This window comes from Lutibacter litoralis, assembly GCF_014646675.1.
GTDB lineage: Bacteria > Bacteroidota > Bacteroidia > Flavobacteriales > Flavobacteriaceae > Lutibacter > Lutibacter litoralis.
Genome location: NZ_BMNS01000009.1, coordinates 14,629 through 30,980, shown reverse-complemented (window position 1 = coordinate 30,980; position 16,352 = coordinate 14,629). Strand labels below are relative to the sequence as shown.

Here is a 16,352-nt window from a genome sequence, read left to right as displayed (position 1 = left end):
CAATACTTTAAAACAAATTTAATATGAAGAAAATACTATTTACCGTAATTTTATTTTGGGGAACTTTTATGTTTGCTCAAGAGGCACTCACCTATCAAAATCCTCCTCAAGAAATTTTAGAACTTGCTGAAGCTCCATTAGCTCCGTCTATGCGAATGGATGAAAATGGTGAGAATTTTGTCTTTTTATACCGCTCTAATTTCAAAAATATTGAAGAACTTTCAGAAACTGAAATGCGACTTGGTGGACTTAGAATTAATCCTAAAACCAACATTAGCAGTAGACAACGCTATTACACAGATATTAAAGTACGTGTTGGAAGAACTTCTAAAGAAGAAATCCCTACCGGCTTACCAGAAAACGGACGTTATTCTAACTTCTCTTGGTCACCAAACCAAAAAATGATGGCTTTTACAAATACTGTTTTTAATGGTGTTGAACTTTGGATATTAGATATTGAAGCAAAATCAGTTAAAAAAATTTCAGATGCAAATTTAAATGCAAATACTGGAATGCCTTTTTCTTGGTTTAAAGATAGTAACTCTCTTCTTATAAAAGTTATTTCAAAAGATAAAAAACCATTAATAGATACAAAAACTGCTATTCCAACTGGACCAACTATATCGGTAAGTGAACAAGGAGTTAAAGCCCAAAACAGAACTTATCAGGATCTTTTAAAAAATAAAAGTGACGAACATAACTTTGAACAACTTGCCTTGGCAGAATTGCATAAAGTTGACTTAAAAGGAAACAAAACCTTATGGAAAGGAAATGATATGTACCGAGGTATGTCATTTTCTCCAGATGGAAATTATATTTTAATAACTACCATAGAAAAACCTTTTTCATATTTAGTACCATACAGGAGGTTTCCTTCAAAAACAACCATTTATAATACTGATGGAGCTCTTATAAAAACAATGCTAGAAATTCCTTTAATTGAAGATTTACCTAAAGGTTTTATGGCGGTAAGAACGGGTATAAGAAACCTTTCTTGGAGAGCTGACAAACCTGCTACACTTTATTGGTGTGAGGCATTAGATGAAGGTGATCCTGCAAAAGAAGTTGATTTTAGAGATGAAGTCTTTGAATTAAGCGCGCCATTTAATGGAAATGCAGCTTCAATACTTAAAACAATTGGCAGATTTTCAGGTATTCAATGGGGAAATAATTCTACTGCAATTGCATACGATTATTGGTGGAACACAAGAAACACAAAAACCTATATTTTTAATCCTTCAAATAACAGTGTTAAACCTAAAATCATTTCAGATAGAAATTACCAAGATACTTATAGCGATCCAGGAAATTTTATAACAAAAAGAAATGAATTTGGAAGATATACTCTTTCTTTAAATAAAGATAAAGCCTATTTAATTGGAGATGGCTATAGCAAAAATGGTAAATTTCCTTTTGTAGATGAATTTAGTTTAAAGAATTTAAAAACTAAAAGATTGTATCAGTCTAAATTAACTGATAAAGTTGAAGGAATTACAGGTGCTTTAGATATAAAAAAGGGTGAAATTATTGTTCGTATAGAATCTAAAAACGAATACCCAAATTATTATATTAGAAATATTAAAAGAAATTCGAATCCTGTTGCTTTAACAACTTTCGAAAACCCTTTTAGAAGTATTCAAAATGTTCATAAAGAAGTAATTAAATATAAACGTAACGATGGATTAGAGCTCTCTGGTGTTTTATATTTACCAACAAATTATCAAGAAGGAAAAAAATATCCAATGATAATGTGGGCATATCCACGAGAATATAAAGATAAAAGTAGTGCCGGACAAAGTACTTCAAACTCAAATGAATTTACATATCCTTATTATGGTTCTATGGTTTATTGGGTAACTAGAGGTTATGTTGTGTTAGATGACGCATCTTTCCCAATAGTTGGTGAAGGTGATGAACAGCCAAACGACACTTTTATTAAACAATTGGTTGCCAATGGTAAGGCTGCAATTGATGCTGTTGATAATTTAGGATATATAGACAGAAACAAAGTAGCTGTTGGAGGACATTCTTATGGTGCTTTTATGACTGCCAATTTATTAGCACATTCTAACTTATTTGCTGCTGGAATTGCCAGAAGTGGTGCATACAACAGAACTTTAACTCCTTTTGGGTTTCAAAGTGAAGAACGCAGTTACTGGGAAGCTCCAGAGGTTTACAATACTATGTCGCCTTTTATGCACGCACATACTATGAAAACACCTCTACTATTAATACACGGTCAAGCTGATAATAATTCTGGAACCTATCCTTTGCAAAGTGAACGTTATTTTAACGCCTTAAAAGGTCTTGGAGCTCCAGTTCGTTTAGTTATGCTGCCAAAAGAAAGTCATGGATATAGTGCCAAAGAATCTGTGTTACACATGCTTTGGGAACAAGATCAGTGGCTAGAAAAATATGTTAAAAATAGAATTATTGAATAATGTTGTTATAAAAAGAAAGTAGCTTAAAAAATTAACTTTTTTAGAAGGCTGTTTGAAAATTTCACTTTTCAAACAGCCTTTTTTTAATAAAATTTCATAATATCTTCTAAAGGTTTTCTTTTAATATTCGGAACATAAGCTTTTTCGGCTTGATAGCCTACAGGCAATAACAAAAAAGCACGTTCATTATCTGGACGTTTCAATATTTTTTCTAAAAACCGCATTGGACTTGGTGTATGAGTTAGCGTTACCAACCCAGCATTATGAATTGCTGAAATTAAAAATCCACAAGCCAAACCTACCGATTCGTTTACATAATAATTTTGATGCTTTTTTTCTTCTGCATCATATTCAAAAATACGCTTAAACGCAATTATTAAATAAGGTGCAGTTTCTAAAAAAGGTTTATTAGCATCTGTTCCTAGATGTTCTAAATCTTGCAACCATACATCACTCATTCGTTCATTATAACTTTTACGCTCTTCCGTTTCGGCTGCCAGTCTAATTTCTTTTTTAATTTCGTCACTTTTCACAACGCAAAAAGTCCAAGGCTGCTTATTTGCTCCTGAAGGTGCCGTTGAAGCAGTTTTTATAATGTTTTCTATAATTTCAATTGGCACTTCTTTATTAGAAAAATGACGCACGGATCTTCTTTTATCAGCCCATTCAAAAAAATCTTTAGATTTCTTCAGGATTTCACTTTCAGAAAAAATTTCTTGCTTGTATCTAATATGTTTGTAACCTTCAATTAAAATATAATCGTCCATATTATTTATTATTAGGTTTAGAAACCTACTTTTTTTTAATTAATTAAAATTTTATTTTACAGCAATTTTACTCATTGCATGTTCCGTAATTGCAGTAATTGTTAAGGATGGATTTACACCTGGATTAGCTGAAATTGCAGATCCATCACAAACTAACATGTTTTTATAACTAAATACTTTATTGTTTTTATCAATAACCCCTTCTTTTATATTTTCTGCCATAACTGAACCTCCTAAAATATGTGCAGTTGTTGGGCTACCCAATAAAACATCTGTAAAATTAGCATATGGAATTCCGTTTACCTGTTTTCCAAATAGCTTTCCTAATTCTAAGGCTTCATATATAAAAGCTGAAGGTTTTTTACCAACTTCAGTTTTAGATTTCATCTTAGTAATTTTTCCTAACTTAAGTTGAAGCGTACTATCTAGCGTTTGCATAAATAATAGTACAGTTGTTCTTTTTGCATAATTTTTAGTAAAAATAGTTTTAAACAATTTTTTTGGCCGTTTTAAAAACAAACTAAAAATACCTAAAAAACGAAATATAAAACTTTTACTATATACCATAGGAATGGTTAATAATCTAAAAAAACCAGAGCCTTTACCATAACGAACAGGCTCTAAATGGCTGTTTTTGTCGGTATGTAAAATAGAACCAATTGCAATTCCTTTAGAAAAATCTTTGTTTTTTTTATCCGTTGAAGTAACCAACAATAACGATTCATTATTTGTTCTAATATTACAACCCACTCTATCTGATAAATTTGGAAGCGATTGTTGCTTTAATTTTAACAATAATGGAACAGTTCCCATAACTCCTCCAGCAAAAATAATTCCTTTGGTAGTTGCACTTCCTTTTATTCTTTTTCCAATACTAGAATTGTATTCAACTTTATAACCTTTAGAACCATCTTTTACAATTAAAGTTGTTACATTAAAAACTTCCTTTTCTGCCAAAATTTCAGCACCTAATTGTTGTGCTAAATACAAGTAATTTTTATCTAAGGTATTTTTTGCATTAAACCTACAACCTGTCATACATGCGCCACAATGCGTGCATCCAGTTCGTGTAGGTCCTTTTCCTTTAAAATAAGGGTCCTCTACTGTATTTCCCGCCTCCCCAAAATATACAGCTACTTTTGTTGCTTCAAAGTGCTTTTCTTTTCCAATATTTTTCGCAAGTGTTTGGACTTCTAAATCTGCTGCATATAATTTTGGATTGGTTGCTGCACCTAACATTTTGTAAGCAGTAGTATAAAATGGTTTTAAAACCTCTTCCCAATTATTTAAATTTGCCCAACTCCCAGATTTAAAAAAATGTTGCTTTGGTATAGGTAAGGTATTTGCATATGTCAAAGATCCACCTCCTACTCCAACACCAGAAAGTACGGAAACGTGATTTAAAAAAGTCATTTTAAAAAAACCTTTTAAACCTAATTTAGGTTCCCAAATCCAATTTTTTATATTCCAGTTCGTATTCGGAAAATCTTCACTTTTAAACCATCTTCCTTTTTCAATTACCAACACTTTATAGCCTTTTTCAGACAATCGCAATGCACTTACTGAGCCTCCAAAACCACTTCCAATAATTACATAATCATAATTTAGATTATTCATTTTTAGTTGAAACTTTCTATAAAAATAAGTAATTATTACTAATCTATTGTTATGCTGGTTTTTTAAATCCTCTTGGTACCGGTCGGTAAGCGTAGTAACTCAAAACTTCTATCAATGCTCTTTCTAAAGCCTTATTAATTGGTAAAATTATGTTACCTAAATTAAAATCAATTTGAGAAAGTTGCATATAATAATCCGTAAAAATAGGAATGTAGGTACCTTTTTCAATAGCTTCAACACTACTTTTATAAGAATTTGGCTTAGCCTCTTTTATGATTTTACAGGTAGCCAATCTTAATTTTCCATATTTATCTTTAGTCGCAGCATGACCAAAAAGACGACAAATTAAACCTCTATATTTATAATCTCCACAAGATCCACTATTGCTATCTATTAAAGATAATGGCTGATAAATAGTACAAATTGAACTTGTTTTAACTTTTAATTCCGCTAAAACTTCTTCAGCTGTACCGTTTAAAAATAAATGAAAGGCCCAAGGTAAAAACTCTAAAGGTGAAGCTTCAACATCTAATTTTGTACAACATTTTCCACAGCCAGAAATGCAGTTTATATCAAATTGCTGTTTAAATATAGAAATTTCATTTTCAAGACAATTGAATAACTCTTCAATCAATCTTACTTTATATTCTATAGACATTACTGCCAATGTACGCTAATAAACCTTAAAAAAATCATAACGCAACTATTTTAAAAAAAATTAAAGAAAGTGCCAGTTTGTCACACTAGCTAGTTTGGTATTTTTTTTGACTACTACAATACTATAAAATTAAATTTAATAAAATAAAAAAATATGGCAACTGGAAATATTAATGTAACTGCGGAGAACATTTTTCCTATCATTAAAAAATTCTTGTATTCGGATCACGAAATATTTTTACGTGAATTAATTTCAAATGCAACGGATGCAACTTTAAAATTAAAACATTTATCAACTTTAGGAGAAATTAAAGGAGATATTGGAAATCCAATTATTGAAATAAAAGTTGATAAAGAGAAAAAAGAAATTAGAATTATTGACCAAGGAGTTGGTATGACTGGTGAAGAAGTTGAAAAATACATTAACCAAGTCGCATTCTCTGGAGCTGAAGAATTTGTTGAAAAATACAAGGACAAAGTTGAAGACTCTGGAATTATTGGTCATTTTGGATTAGGTTTCTATTCCTCTTTTATGGTAGCGAGCAAAGTTGAAATTTTCACTAAATCTTTTGCCGAAGGATCAAAAGCTGTAAGATGGGAATGTGATGGAAGTCCTAAATATACTTTAGAAGAAACCGATAGAACCGAAAGAGGGACTGAAATTGTACTTCACATTGACGATGATTCGTTAGAATTTTTAGAAGAAAGTAAAATAAACGAACTTTTAAATAAGTACAATAAATTTATGCCAATTCCAATTAAATTTGGAACTCGCGAAGAAAATTTACCATTACCTGAAGATGCTGCTGAAGATGCAAAACCAGAAACAATTACAGTAGATAACATTGTAAATAATCCTACTCCAGCTTGGACAAAAAGCCCAAGTGATTTAACGGATGAAGATTATAAATCTTTTTACAGAGAATTGTACCCAATGCAATTTGAAGAGCCTTTATTTAACATTCACTTAAATGTAGATTATCCATTTAATTTAACAGGTATTTTATATTTTCCTAAGTTAAGTAAAAGTGTAGATCCAACAAAAGACAAAATACAACTATATCAAAATCAAGTATTTGTAACTGATAATGTTGAAGGAATTGTTCCAGACTTTTTACAAATGCTTCGTGGAGTTATAGACTCTCCAGACATTCCCTTAAATGTTTCTAGATCTTATTTACAAGCAGATGGTGCCGTTAAAAAAATAGCAAGTTATATTACACGTAAAGTTGCCGATAAACTAATAAGTTTATTTAAAAACGACCGTAAAGCTTTTGAAGAAAAATGGGACGATATTAAAGTTATTATTGAATACGGAATGCTTTCAGAAGAAAAATTCTTCGAAAAGTCTGACAAATTTGCATTATACCCAACAGTAGATAAAGAGTACTTTACTTTTGAAGAATTATTGGAAGAAATAAAGCCATCACAAACTGATAAAGACAATAAAACTGTAATTTTATATGCTTCAGATGTAAAATCACAACACAGTTATATTGATGCTGCAAAAGAAAAAGGATATCAAGTTTTATTGTTAGATTCTCCAATAGTTTCACATTTAATTCAAAAATTAGAAGGTAGCAAAGAGAATATTCAGTTTACACGAGTTGATGGAGATCATATTGACAACCTTATTAAAAAGGATGAAGAACAAATAAGTAAACTTTCTGATGAAGAAAAAGAAACTTTAAAACCAATTATTGAAGGCGCTATTCCAAAAGAAACCTACACAGTTCAATTGGAAGCGATGGATTCTAATGCAAATCCGTTTATGATTACACAACCAGAATTTATGCGTAGAATGAAAGAAATGCAAGCTACAGGAGGTGGTGGAATGATGGGAATGGGTAATTTCCCAGAAATGTACAATTTGGTTGTAAATACAAATAACGAATTGGTTGGTGAAATTTTAAATACCAAAACTAAAAAGAAACAAGAACGTTTAATTCAACAAGCTTTTGATTTAGCAAAACTATCTCAAGGACTTTTACACGGTGAAGAATTAACTAAATTTATTAAACGTAGTTTCCAAATGGTAAAATAAAAGTTGTATAAACTTTAGAAAAGCCTTAACATTTGTTGAGGCTTTTTTTGTTATTTTTGACTTTTAACTAACTAATTATAATTATTGGCATTTTATTTGTTAGTAGTTGAGTTAAATTCTAAATATGAAGATTTCATTAAAAATATTTTTTAATCTTTTGTTAATTGGCAGCCTAAGCAATGCTGTTTTTTCACAAACAGATACTACTAAAATCAAGAAAATTGATACTGAGATTAACACTACACAAAGTACAAATCAGCTAAAAGCAGTATCTAAAAAAAATCTTATAAACCCAAGTACGCAGCTCGACCTCAACATAAATAAACAATTAAATACTGCTGCTATTAATAAAAAATTAAATGAAACAAAACCAAATTCTAATTCAAATTTTTTATTAGAAACCTTACCTGAAGATAGCGATATTATAGGAAAAAAATATTGGAATAATAAAGATGTAACACATACAAAACTTAAAAGTAATTATAGTTTAGGTACTGTAAAAAGCACTACAAAAACTGTAAAAGTTGAGTGTAGAGATTATAGTTATGTTGATGGTGATAGAATTAGAATTTTTGTAAACGAACAAGTTGTAAGTGACAATATTGGATTAAAAGGTAACTATTACGTGTACTATATAACCTTAGAAAAAGGATATAATAGAATAGATTTTCAAGCAATAAATCAAGGTTTATCTGGTCCAAATACGGCAGAACTAAATTTATATGATGCCAATGGAAACCTTATTTCTTCAAAAGAATGGGCACTTGGAACAGGGCAAAATGCTACTTTAGGAGTGCTTCATTATTAAATTTAATTATGGTTTTAGCAGCTTCAGGTATTATTTTACATAACAAAAAAATACTCTTACTTAAACGTTCAAATTATACAGAAAGATTCCCCGGTTTTTGGGGTTGTCCTGGTGGAAGAGCTGAAAAAAATGAAACTGCTGAACAAAATGTAATTAGAGAAGTAAAAGAAGAATGTAATTTAGATTTTGCACCAACAAAGATTTTAAAAATAGGTATTTGGCAGGAAAAAAAATATTATCGTTTTTTAGGAAATTGGTCTGGTGAAATAAAAATTCAGGAAAAAGAAGTGGCAAATTATGATTGGTTTTCTTTTTCTGAAGCCAATAAACTTCCATTATCTTTTGATTATAAAGAAATATTAGAAATTCTTTACTATCAAAATCTATTGTAAATAACCTTTTTTAACATTAAATTAATACTTCTAAAACAAGTTTAATGTAACTTTTAAGTTTTAATAGCGTCTTTATTATATCTTATCATTGGGAATCATATACTAAAACTTAAAATTATTAATACACTGCACTCACATATTGTCCCACAAGGTATCGAAAAAATCAGGTTACAAGAGTATGCTCCAAAAGTTTTTAAAGTTTACATCCCATCTAATAGTGGCGTAAAAAAAGCAATAAAACTGGGAAGAGTTTTGGCTGATGGAGAGATTGCACAAACAGCAACTTGGATAAATGCTGGCCAGGTTTTAGAACTAATAGAAGATCCAAACAAGCAGGAAAAAGTGTATGCGTATAATTTAGAAATTATTTTTGAAGATGACCATATTGCCATTGTTAATAAGCCCGCTGGAATTACGGTTAGTGGTAACAAATTTAAAACCATTGCAAACGCATTGCCTCATAACTTAAGAAAAAGTACACAACCTGATGCCCTTTCTAAACCAACTCCTGTGCACAGGCTAGACAATCAAACTTCGGGAATTTTATTAATTGCTAAAACAAAGACAGCTCAAATAGAACTTGGAAAACAATTTAAAAATCAAACTATTAAAAAAAAATATTGTGCTATTGTTATTGGTGAAGTCTTAAAAAGTAGGATTATAAACTCCCCAATAGAAAACAAACCTTCTGAAACTAACTTCGAAATTATTAAAGTTGTTAAATCTTTAAAATACAAAGAATTAACTTGCTTAAAAGCTTTCCCAAAAACAGGAAGAACGCATCAAATTAGAATTCATATGTCCTCTATTGGTCATCCTATCTTAGGAGATAAACTTTATGGTAATCCAGAAACCATACATAAAGGAAAAGGGCTATTTTTATGTGCTTCAGAAATTAAATTTTTACATCCAAAATCATTTTTACAAACAACTATAAAAATTGATGTACCTCAAAAGTTTAATTCGCTTTTAGCAAGAGAAAAAAGACGTTGGAACACTTATAATTTTTAATCCAAATTATTTTCATCACCAATTAAAACTCCTGAAACACCCCAATGATTAAAGCTTGACCCCTCATCATCACCTTGCTTTATTACAACTTCAATAATATGTTTCCCGGGTTCTAAATTTGACAAAGGAATAATATAAGGAGGTGTTAATGTTCCAGGACACCAATTAGATCTGCTAAAATCACTAGAGGATTGTCCATTCCCAAAATTACCAGAAGCTGGATTACTTAACCTATAAGTTGCGCAATCTGTTCTCCAAGGAATAACACTATAAACCAATTTTCCGTCAACATATACTTCATTCAATTTTTGGTTAAACTCATCTCCTCCTCCCCAGCCTCCATGACCTGTTGAAGTAAATAATAATTTTTTATTTTTAATATTTTCTGGTATTGTAACAGTAACTTTTAATGTGTCATTTTTAAACAATCGTCCATAATTTTGTCCAGACATTTCTAAAATATTTACAGTATTAAAAATAGGCTGAATCCATCTATTTCCAATTTCATTTTCTTCAAAAGAAGGATAAATATCAAAATCTAAACTTACTTTATGTCCGCCTTTATCATAATTACCAATAAAAACACCAATCCAAACCTCATTTTGATTTGTAGGTATTAATGCAGAAACGTCCTGCTTATAAACAACTTCTTTCCTCCAAGGATAATTGTTAATTACTCTTAGATTATTAAAATGTCCAATACCAAAAGAGGTGAAAAAACGCATTAATTCAATAGGTGAATTATACTTTTCATCACTTATAACACCTTGGTAAACTCCTCCTTTATTATCAATTAATTTTGGCAACTCATCTACACCTTTTAAAAAACCGTTAAGCATATTTTGCTTTTCATCATTAACAGGAATCATAAAAACAGTACCTGTTCTATCATAAGCATCTCCATTAGACGAGTTTGTTAAAGTAGCATACACTTGAGCATTTTTTTTAATTGAATTTGGCAACTTCACCCTTTTTAAAATTACTGAGCCATTTGAAAAACGGTATGTTTTGTTATTAAAATCCTCAATTGAAGTGGTTTTAATTGAAGGATCAAAATTTATTAGTTCATCAGAAAAAACTGATAAAGTGGTATATCTAGATTTAATTTTAAATTCTTCAAATTCAGGTTCAGAAATTTCCTTTGAGCTCTCAATGGAATAATAAGCACCCGTTAATTCTGAATTTTTCACAATTTTACTTGCCACAATTTCCCTATTTCCATTAATAACAATTTTTAAAACTAATGCTGACTTTGAAGGCAGGTATTTTTTATAAGGCGAGCCTTTTACATCACTTTTATTAGTATACCAAACTTCAATTTTATTAGAGAAATATGAAAATTCTGCTTTTGAACATTGATAGCCTAATATGGTTTCTGTTTGATCTAAATAAATTGGTTTCAACAAATTATTAAATGAAGTAGTTGTTTTATAATCACTATTTTTATAATGAATTACATCAATATTTTGATGATTCTTAAAATCTATAAAACTTTGAATCTTATCATTTGATTTTGATAAATAAGCTATCTCATTTTTAAATATAAAAGATAAATTAGAATTTTCATTTAATTTACCATTTCTATACTCTTTATATTCTACTTTAGTAATATTATTTGTTGTATCCTCTTGTGCTATGGCTGTAAAACTTAAAAATAAAGCCGTTGTAAAAACTAAAAATATTTTCATAAAAAATTATTTAAATAACTCATTTAATACTTTAGCCAATCTAATACCTCCAATTTGTAATTGATTTCGAGCTAAATCAAAATTATCATACATATATCTGTATCTTAATTTATCACCTATTTTTACAGATGCATAAGCTTTAATTGCATGTTGTTGTGTTTCATTTGCCCAATCTGCAATTGTTCCCTTTTGCAAAAACTTTAATTGCTCTTTAGAAATAGGTTTAGTATTGTCCGCCAATTCTGAATACGTCATATTAAAATGGTTGATCATTTCAGAATCCCAAACTCTATGAAGGTTTGTACCTCTATTAAACCATTGTACTTGTATATTGTTACCACCTTTATCTTCTTTCCGTCCAATGTGCATTGGCTGATGTAAATCACCTATTAAATGTACTAACATTTTTAAATAAAAAACTTTATCTTCTTTAGTTGCATCTTTGTCTAAAAGAACTTCTTTACATTTTTCTATTCCTGTAACTAGATCTCCATCAGGATTTTTTTTAGAATCTTCATATTTAACTCCAAAAGGCATATTTACATAATGCCAAGTATTAAAATTTTTATAACGATCATCAGATTTTATATCATCTCCAAAAGTTGAAACCAGCGCTAAACTTTCTCCATTTAATAATTCAGCAATTTTTCTTTTGGTTTTACCTGTTAAATAATCTTCAGCAATTTTACCAATTGTTCTATGCCCTGTTGCTCCCCACTCTGGATTAGCAGCATTTAAAGAAGAAAAAGTAACAAAGAACACAAATAGTATGCAATTAAATTTTATTGATTTCATTTCTTATCATTTTTCGGCAAAGATAAAAATAAAGTTTCTTTAAAACTTGTAAATATCAAAATAAAAATCATATCTTTATGATATCATTTTAATATTACTATAAATCAACAATCATGACACAAGAAAAAACAATAAAAGTTCGCAGCGGTTATTTAATGCTTATTATGCTATTTATTTTTTTAGCAGCTATTATTTTTGGAATTACTCAAGAAAATCCATTTTTAATAATCCCTGCAATCGTTTTTAGTATTACAATTATTCCTGGTTTTATACTTGTAAATCCTAATACTTCAAAAGTGCTATTGCTATTTGGAAAATACATTGGAACCATAAAAGAAAATGGGTTTTATTGGGCAAATCCATTTTACAAAAAAAGAGGTATTTCTCTAAGAGCTAGCAACTTTGATAGCGAACGTGTTAAAGTAAATGACAAACTAGGAAATCCAATTATGATTAGCACCATTGCTGTATGGAAAGTTAAAGATACTTTTAAGGCTGCGTTTGATGTAGATAATTATGAGAATTTCGTTAGAGTACAATCCGATGCTGCTGTAAGGAAATTAGCTAGCTTATATCCTTATGATAATTTTGAAGACGACGGAAAAACCGAAGAAATTACTTTAAGAGCTAGCGTAAATGAAGTGAGTGAAGCCTTAGAAAAAGAACTTTCCGAACGTTTAGATATGGCAGGAATTGAAGTTTTAGAAGCTAGAATTGGTTATTTAGCTTACGCTCAAGAAATTGCAAGCGCAATGTTAAAACGCCAGCAAGCAACTGCTATAATTGCTGCTAGACATAAAATTGTGGAAGGTGCGGTTAGTATGGTTGAAATGGCCTTAGAAGAATTAAGTAAAAAAGAAATTGTAGCATTAGATGAAGAAAGAAAAGCTGCAATGGTGAGTAATTTAATGGTTATTTTATGCTCAGATAAAGATGCACAACCCGTAGTAAATGCTGGTACATTAAATCATTAGTTATGGTAGCATTTTTAACATATTTAATAATTATCGTCACAATTTTTACATTAAAATTATTCTTATAAAAAGTACGTAAAATGAAAGAGTACAAAATTATAAAGCCTGCAAGTATTTGGTCTTACAAAGACACTACTTTTGAAAATTTATTTAATAAATATGCTTCACAAGGATGGGAAGTTAAAAGTGTAGGCTACGGACAAACTGGAAATATTTCCAAAGCGGTTTTGGAAAGAGATAAAAATAGATAATGAAAAAACTAACTAATTCTTCAAAAGGAATAGCAATTGGAATTGCAATAGGAACAGCCATAGGGGTTGCTTTAAACAATATTGCAATAGGTATTGGTATAGGAATTGTTTTTTCCGCAGCTTTTGCGAATCAATCTAAAACTAAAAAATAAATTCATTTAATCGTATTTATTTTATGAAAGTATTTTATGAAGAACAGAAGTTTAATCAATCCTTGGTATATTTAGGCTTATCTATTAGCTTAATAGTAGTAATTTTTGCAATTTTAAGCCAATGGAAAAAAAATGTTGATAACAGTTTTGGTGATTACATCGCTGCCTTTATAGGTTTATTTATACTAATTTTGGTAATTATTCTTTTTTTAGTTCTTAAACTTCAAACAAAAATTGATGAAAACGGAATTAAGTTTAAATTCTACCCTTTTCAAGTTTCTTACAAAAATATTGATTGGTCGAATATTTCGGAATGTTATATTAGAAACTACAATCCAATTTCAGAATTTGGAGGATGGGGAATAAAAAGTAGTTTTCGAAGAGATACGGGAAAAGCTTATACAATAAAAGGATCTATAGGCTTACAATTAAAGCTTAAAAATGGTAAAAAAATTCTTATTGGAACACAAAAGAACGAAGAAATTAAACGAGTTATAGAAACTTATAAACACAAATACACACATAATGATACATAAAATATTTTCACTTTTTATACTTTTTATTTCATATGTAAGTTTAGCACAAGAAAAAAGTTATTCGGAAACTAACATTAGTATTCCAACTAATTCTGTTTCAATAAATGGTAATTTAATAACACCTTTTTATTCTGAAAAAATACCACTAGTTATTTTAATTCCAGGATCTGGTCCAACTGATAGAGATGGAAATAGCGCAATGCTAAAAAATAATTCGTTAAAATATTTAGCTGAAGCTTTAGCAAATAAAAATATAGCAACTTATAGATTTGACAAAAGTGTACTTTCTTATGCAAAACATGACAAAGAAAAAGTGGATGCCCTTACTTTTGAAACATTTATAAAGGAAGTGAAAAGCATAATTAAATATTTTAAAAACGCCAAGGAATATTCAAAAATTATAGTTGCCGGCCATAGTCAAGGAAGTTTGGTTGGTATGTTAGCCTCAAAAAACAATGCAGCTGCATTTATTTCATTAGAAGGATCTGGAAGAAGTTTAGATGAGATTCTAATTGAACAAATTGAATTACAAGCGCCTTTTTTAAAAGATGAAACTCAAAAAATATTAGCTGAATTAAAAAAAGGCAATCCCGTTGAAGAATTTAATCCAATGTTGATTTCTCTTTTCAATAAACAAGTACAACCTTTTTTAATTTCGTGGATCAAATACAATCCGCAAGAAGAAATAGCAAAATTAAATATCCCAATATTAATAATTAATGGTTCAAAAGATATTCAAATAAAAAATATAGATGCTGAACTATTACATAAAGCTGCACAAAATTCTGAATTATTTATTGTTGAAAATATGAATCATATTTTTAAAGAAATAAATGGCGATTTAACTGAAAATATGCAATCTTACAACAACCCAAATCTACCAATTATGTCAAATTTTTCAGATAAAATAAGCACCTTTATAAAAGATCTTAAATAAATTATGTCTAAGAAAAAAGCATTTGCACTAAGAATAAATGAGGACATGCTTAAAGCAATTGAAAAATGGGCTGCAGATGAATTTCGTTCTACTAACGGACAGCTAGAATGGATGTTAAATAAATGTCTAAAAGAAGCGAAAAGAGCATCTAAAAATAACAACACCCAAAAATAATGTATAAAATTACAATCACAAAAAACGAAAATCCACTTCTAAATGAAGTTATTATTTTTAACAAAGAGTTAAATTTTACAAGTTCTATTTTTCCAAATCTTGGAGCATCCTTACAAAAATTAGATTATAATGGAATTGAAATAATAGATGGCATTTCAGCCAATGATGATGGACTGAAAACTTATAAAAATAAGTATAATTCTGCTATTTTATTTCCATTTCCTAATAGAATTTCTGATGGAAAATTTGAATTTAACAACACCAATTACAATTTAGAAATAAACGAACCTGCTTTAAACAATCGCCTTCACGGATTTGTTTTTAATAAAAGTTTTGTTGTAAAAGAAAAATCTACTTCCAAAGAAAATGCCAAAATAGTCTTTAATTACAAATATAAAGGAAGCACAGAGGGGTTTCCTTTTCCATATAACTTAGAACTTACCTACACTTTTACAAAAAACAAAGTAAGTTTAAATTTTGGAGTTTTAAATGAAGGAACAACTGCTTTCCCTTTTGGAATTGGTTGGCATCCATATTTTAAAGTCCCTAATTTAAAAGATAGTACTTTAGCTTTTGAAGCTAAAACACAATATTTGGTCAACAAAAAAATGATTCCAACTGAAGAAACTCGCTTAAAATTTAAAACTCCAATTCTAATACGAGATACTTTTTTAGATGATTGCTTTATCACTGAAAAATCTACTACATCATTAAAAACTGATTCATATACTATTGATATTAATTTTTCTTCTAAAAAACCAACTAGTTTTTTACAAGTATATACGCCAGAATCAAGAGACTGTATAGCAATTGAACCTATGACTTGTGCGCCAAATAGTTTTAATAATAAAAGTGGATTGCTAATTTTAGAGGCTAATGAAAAGTACAACTGGAAAGTTGATTTGGAATATTACTTTTAAAACAACATAATTAAAAGCTATTCCAGTAAAAGTGACCTAATTTAGATAGGTGTTAGAGTGTGACATTAAGAATAAAAAAGCTCTTATATTTTTATAAGAGCTTTTATTAATTGTGACCTCGATAGGATTCATACCTGTTTCAAATATCCTATTGTTTATAGTAGTTTAGAGTTGTCAAAGATATTCAG

17 protein-coding genes are annotated in these 16,352 nt (G+C 29.3%); 12 read left to right on the top strand and 5 right to left on the bottom strand.

Annotated elements, in window-relative coordinates; translation table 11 throughout:
* Nucleotides 1-23 precede the first annotated feature (23 nt).
* On the top strand, nucleotides 24-2,441 hold the full coding sequence (locus IEW75_RS13680; protein WP_134247140.1) for an alpha/beta hydrolase family protein: 2,418 nt from the start codon (nucleotides 24-26) through the stop codon (nucleotides 2,439-2,441).
* Nucleotides 2,442-2,524: 83 nt separating this feature from the next.
* Here the strand turns inward: IEW75_RS13680 and IEW75_RS13675 are convergent, their stop codons facing one another.
* Genes IEW75_RS13675 through IEW75_RS13665 form a run of 3 tightly spaced genes read right to left on the bottom strand, consistent with a single transcriptional unit; the run spans nucleotide 2,525 to nucleotide 5,483 of the window.
* Nucleotides 2,525-3,208 carry a nitroreductase family protein gene (locus IEW75_RS13675; RefSeq protein WP_134247141.1) on the bottom strand — a complete coding sequence of 228 codons (684 nt, stop codon included), beginning with the start codon at nucleotides 3,206-3,208 and terminating at the stop codon, nucleotides 2,525-2,527.
* Between the two features lie 51 nt (nucleotides 3,209-3,259).
* Nucleotides 3,260-4,825, bottom strand: coding sequence for a GMC oxidoreductase (locus tag IEW75_RS13670; protein WP_134247142.1), 1,566 nt, complete (start codon nucleotides 4,823-4,825; stop codon nucleotides 3,260-3,262).
* Nucleotides 4,826-4,874: 49 nt separating this feature from the next.
* On the bottom strand, nucleotides 4,875-5,483 hold the full coding sequence (locus tag IEW75_RS13665; protein WP_134247143.1) for a YkgJ family cysteine cluster protein: 609 nt from the start codon (nucleotides 5,481-5,483) through the stop codon (nucleotides 4,875-4,877).
* 153 nt (nucleotides 5,484-5,636) lie between these two features.
* On the opposite strand from IEW75_RS13665, the gene htpG reads away from it, so the two are divergent.
* The 4 genes from htpG (at nucleotide 5,637) to IEW75_RS13645 (ending at nucleotide 9,737) form a co-directional block, all read left to right on the top strand.
* Nucleotides 5,637-7,526: a molecular chaperone HtpG gene (gene htpG / locus IEW75_RS13660; protein WP_134247144.1), complete on the top strand. Its 1,890-nt coding sequence runs from the start codon at nucleotides 5,637-5,639 to the stop codon at nucleotides 7,524-7,526.
* A 124-nt stretch (nucleotides 7,527-7,650) separates the two neighbouring features.
* A complete protein-coding gene (locus IEW75_RS13655) occupies nucleotides 7,651-8,334 on the top strand; it encodes a hypothetical protein (protein WP_134247145.1) in 684 nt (227 codons plus the stop codon).
* Nucleotides 8,335-8,342: 8 nt separating this feature from the next.
* Nucleotides 8,343-8,726: an NUDIX hydrolase gene (locus IEW75_RS13650; RefSeq protein ID WP_158283768.1), complete on the top strand. Its 384-nt coding sequence runs from the start codon at nucleotides 8,343-8,345 to the stop codon at nucleotides 8,724-8,726.
* Between the two features lie 84 nt (nucleotides 8,727-8,810).
* Nucleotides 8,811-9,737 (top strand): RluA family pseudouridine synthase, encoded by a 927-nt coding sequence (locus IEW75_RS13645; RefSeq protein ID WP_308423350.1) that lies wholly within the window; start codon nucleotides 8,811-8,813, stop codon nucleotides 9,735-9,737.
* On the opposite strand, the gene IEW75_RS13640 is transcribed toward IEW75_RS13645, so the two are convergent.
* Both IEW75_RS13640 and IEW75_RS13635 read right to left on the bottom strand, forming a co-directional pair.
* Nucleotides 9,734-11,425 carry a PNGase F N-terminal domain-containing protein gene (locus IEW75_RS13640; protein WP_134247148.1) on the bottom strand — a complete coding sequence of 564 codons (1,692 nt, stop codon included), beginning with the start codon at nucleotides 11,423-11,425 and terminating at the stop codon, nucleotides 9,734-9,736. The two genes, IEW75_RS13645 and IEW75_RS13640, sit on opposite strands and share 4 nt — an antisense overlap.
* A 6-nt stretch (nucleotides 11,426-11,431) precedes the next feature.
* A complete protein-coding gene (locus IEW75_RS13635; protein WP_134247149.1) occupies nucleotides 11,432-12,220 on the bottom strand; it encodes a S1/P1 nuclease in 789 nt (262 codons plus the stop codon).
* A gap of 113 nt (nucleotides 12,221-12,333) precedes the next feature.
* On the opposite strand from IEW75_RS13635, the gene IEW75_RS13630 reads away from it, so the two are divergent.
* The 7 genes from IEW75_RS13630 (at nucleotide 12,334) to IEW75_RS13600 (ending at nucleotide 16,164) form a co-directional block, all read left to right on the top strand.
* Nucleotides 12,334-13,194: an SPFH domain-containing protein gene (locus tag IEW75_RS13630; protein ID WP_134247150.1), complete on the top strand. Its 861-nt coding sequence runs from the start codon at nucleotides 12,334-12,336 to the stop codon at nucleotides 13,192-13,194.
* 80 nt (nucleotides 13,195-13,274) lie between these two features.
* Complete coding sequence (locus tag IEW75_RS13625) at nucleotides 13,275-13,445, top strand: DUF4177 domain-containing protein (RefSeq protein WP_134247151.1); 171 nt, start codon at nucleotides 13,275-13,277, stop codon at nucleotides 13,443-13,445.
* Nucleotides 13,445-13,597, top strand: a complete 153-nt coding sequence (locus tag IEW75_RS13620) for a glycine zipper domain-containing protein (protein WP_158283769.1) — start codon at nucleotides 13,445-13,447, stop codon at nucleotides 13,595-13,597. Before IEW75_RS13625 ends, IEW75_RS13620 begins: the two co-directional genes overlap by 1 nt.
* Nucleotides 13,598-13,620: 23 nt before the next feature.
* Nucleotides 13,621-14,133 (top strand): hypothetical protein, encoded by a 513-nt coding sequence (locus IEW75_RS15835; RefSeq protein WP_229714467.1) that lies wholly within the window; start codon nucleotides 13,621-13,623, stop codon nucleotides 14,131-14,133.
* Entirely contained in the window at nucleotides 14,123-15,070 is a 948-nt protein-coding gene (locus IEW75_RS13610; RefSeq protein WP_134247152.1) for an alpha/beta hydrolase, read from the top strand. Before IEW75_RS15835 ends, IEW75_RS13610 begins: the two co-directional genes overlap by 11 nt.
* A 3-nt stretch (nucleotides 15,071-15,073) precedes the next feature.
* On the top strand, nucleotides 15,074-15,244 hold the full coding sequence (locus IEW75_RS13605; protein ID WP_134247153.1) for a type II toxin-antitoxin system antitoxin: 171 nt from the start codon (nucleotides 15,074-15,076) through the stop codon (nucleotides 15,242-15,244).
* The gene (locus IEW75_RS13600; protein WP_134247154.1) at nucleotides 15,244-16,164 is read left to right on the top strand and encodes an aldose 1-epimerase; all 921 of its coding nucleotides are present in this window, start codon (nucleotides 15,244-15,246) and stop codon (nucleotides 16,162-16,164) included. The genes IEW75_RS13605 and IEW75_RS13600 overlap by 1 nt, the downstream gene beginning before the upstream one ends.
* Nucleotides 16,165-16,352 lie beyond the last annotated feature (188 nt).

Bases quoted from the DNA above. Each gene is read 5' to 3' on its own strand.
- IEW75_RS13625 (WP_134247151.1), top strand. From the start codon at position 13,275: ATGAAAGAGTACAAAATTATAAAGCCTGCAAGTATTTGGTCTTACAAA.
- IEW75_RS13655 (WP_134247145.1), top strand. From the start codon at position 7,651: ATGAAGATTTCATTAAAAATATTTTTTAATCTTTTGTTAATTGGCAGC.
- IEW75_RS13630 (WP_134247150.1), top strand. From the start codon at position 12,334: ATGACACAAGAAAAAACAATAAAAGTTCGCAGCGGTTATTTAATGCTT.
- IEW75_RS13620 (WP_158283769.1), top strand. From the start codon at position 13,445: ATGAAAAAACTAACTAATTCTTCAAAAGGAATAGCAATTGGAATTGCA.
- IEW75_RS15835 (WP_229714467.1), top strand. From the start codon at position 13,621: ATGAAAGTATTTTATGAAGAACAGAAGTTTAATCAATCCTTGGTATAT.
- IEW75_RS13670 (WP_134247142.1), bottom strand. From the start codon at position 4,825: ATGAATAATCTAAATTATGATTATGTAATTATTGGAAGTGGTTTTGGA.
- IEW75_RS13640 (WP_134247148.1), bottom strand. From the start codon at position 11,425: ATGAAAATATTTTTAGTTTTTACAACGGCTTTATTTTTAAGTTTTACA.
- IEW75_RS13600 (WP_134247154.1), top strand. From the start codon at position 15,244: ATGTATAAAATTACAATCACAAAAAACGAAAATCCACTTCTAAATGAA.
- IEW75_RS13650 (WP_158283768.1), top strand. From the start codon at position 8,343: ATGGTTTTAGCAGCTTCAGGTATTATTTTACATAACAAAAAAATACTC.
- htpG (WP_134247144.1), top strand. From the start codon at position 5,637: ATGGCAACTGGAAATATTAATGTAACTGCGGAGAACATTTTTCCTATC.
- IEW75_RS13605 (WP_134247153.1), top strand. From the start codon at position 15,074: ATGTCTAAGAAAAAAGCATTTGCACTAAGAATAAATGAGGACATGCTT.
- IEW75_RS13675 (WP_134247141.1), bottom strand. From the start codon at position 3,208: ATGGACGATTATATTTTAATTGAAGGTTACAAACATATTAGATACAAG.
- IEW75_RS13665 (WP_134247143.1), bottom strand. From the start codon at position 5,483: ATGTCTATAGAATATAAAGTAAGATTGATTGAAGAGTTATTCAATTGT.
- IEW75_RS13610 (WP_134247152.1), top strand. From the start codon at position 14,123: ATGATACATAAAATATTTTCACTTTTTATACTTTTTATTTCATATGTA.
- IEW75_RS13680 (WP_134247140.1), top strand. From the start codon at position 24: ATGAAGAAAATACTATTTACCGTAATTTTATTTTGGGGAACTTTTATG.
- IEW75_RS13635 (WP_134247149.1), bottom strand. From the start codon at position 12,220: ATGAAATCAATAAAATTTAATTGCATACTATTTGTGTTCTTTGTTACT.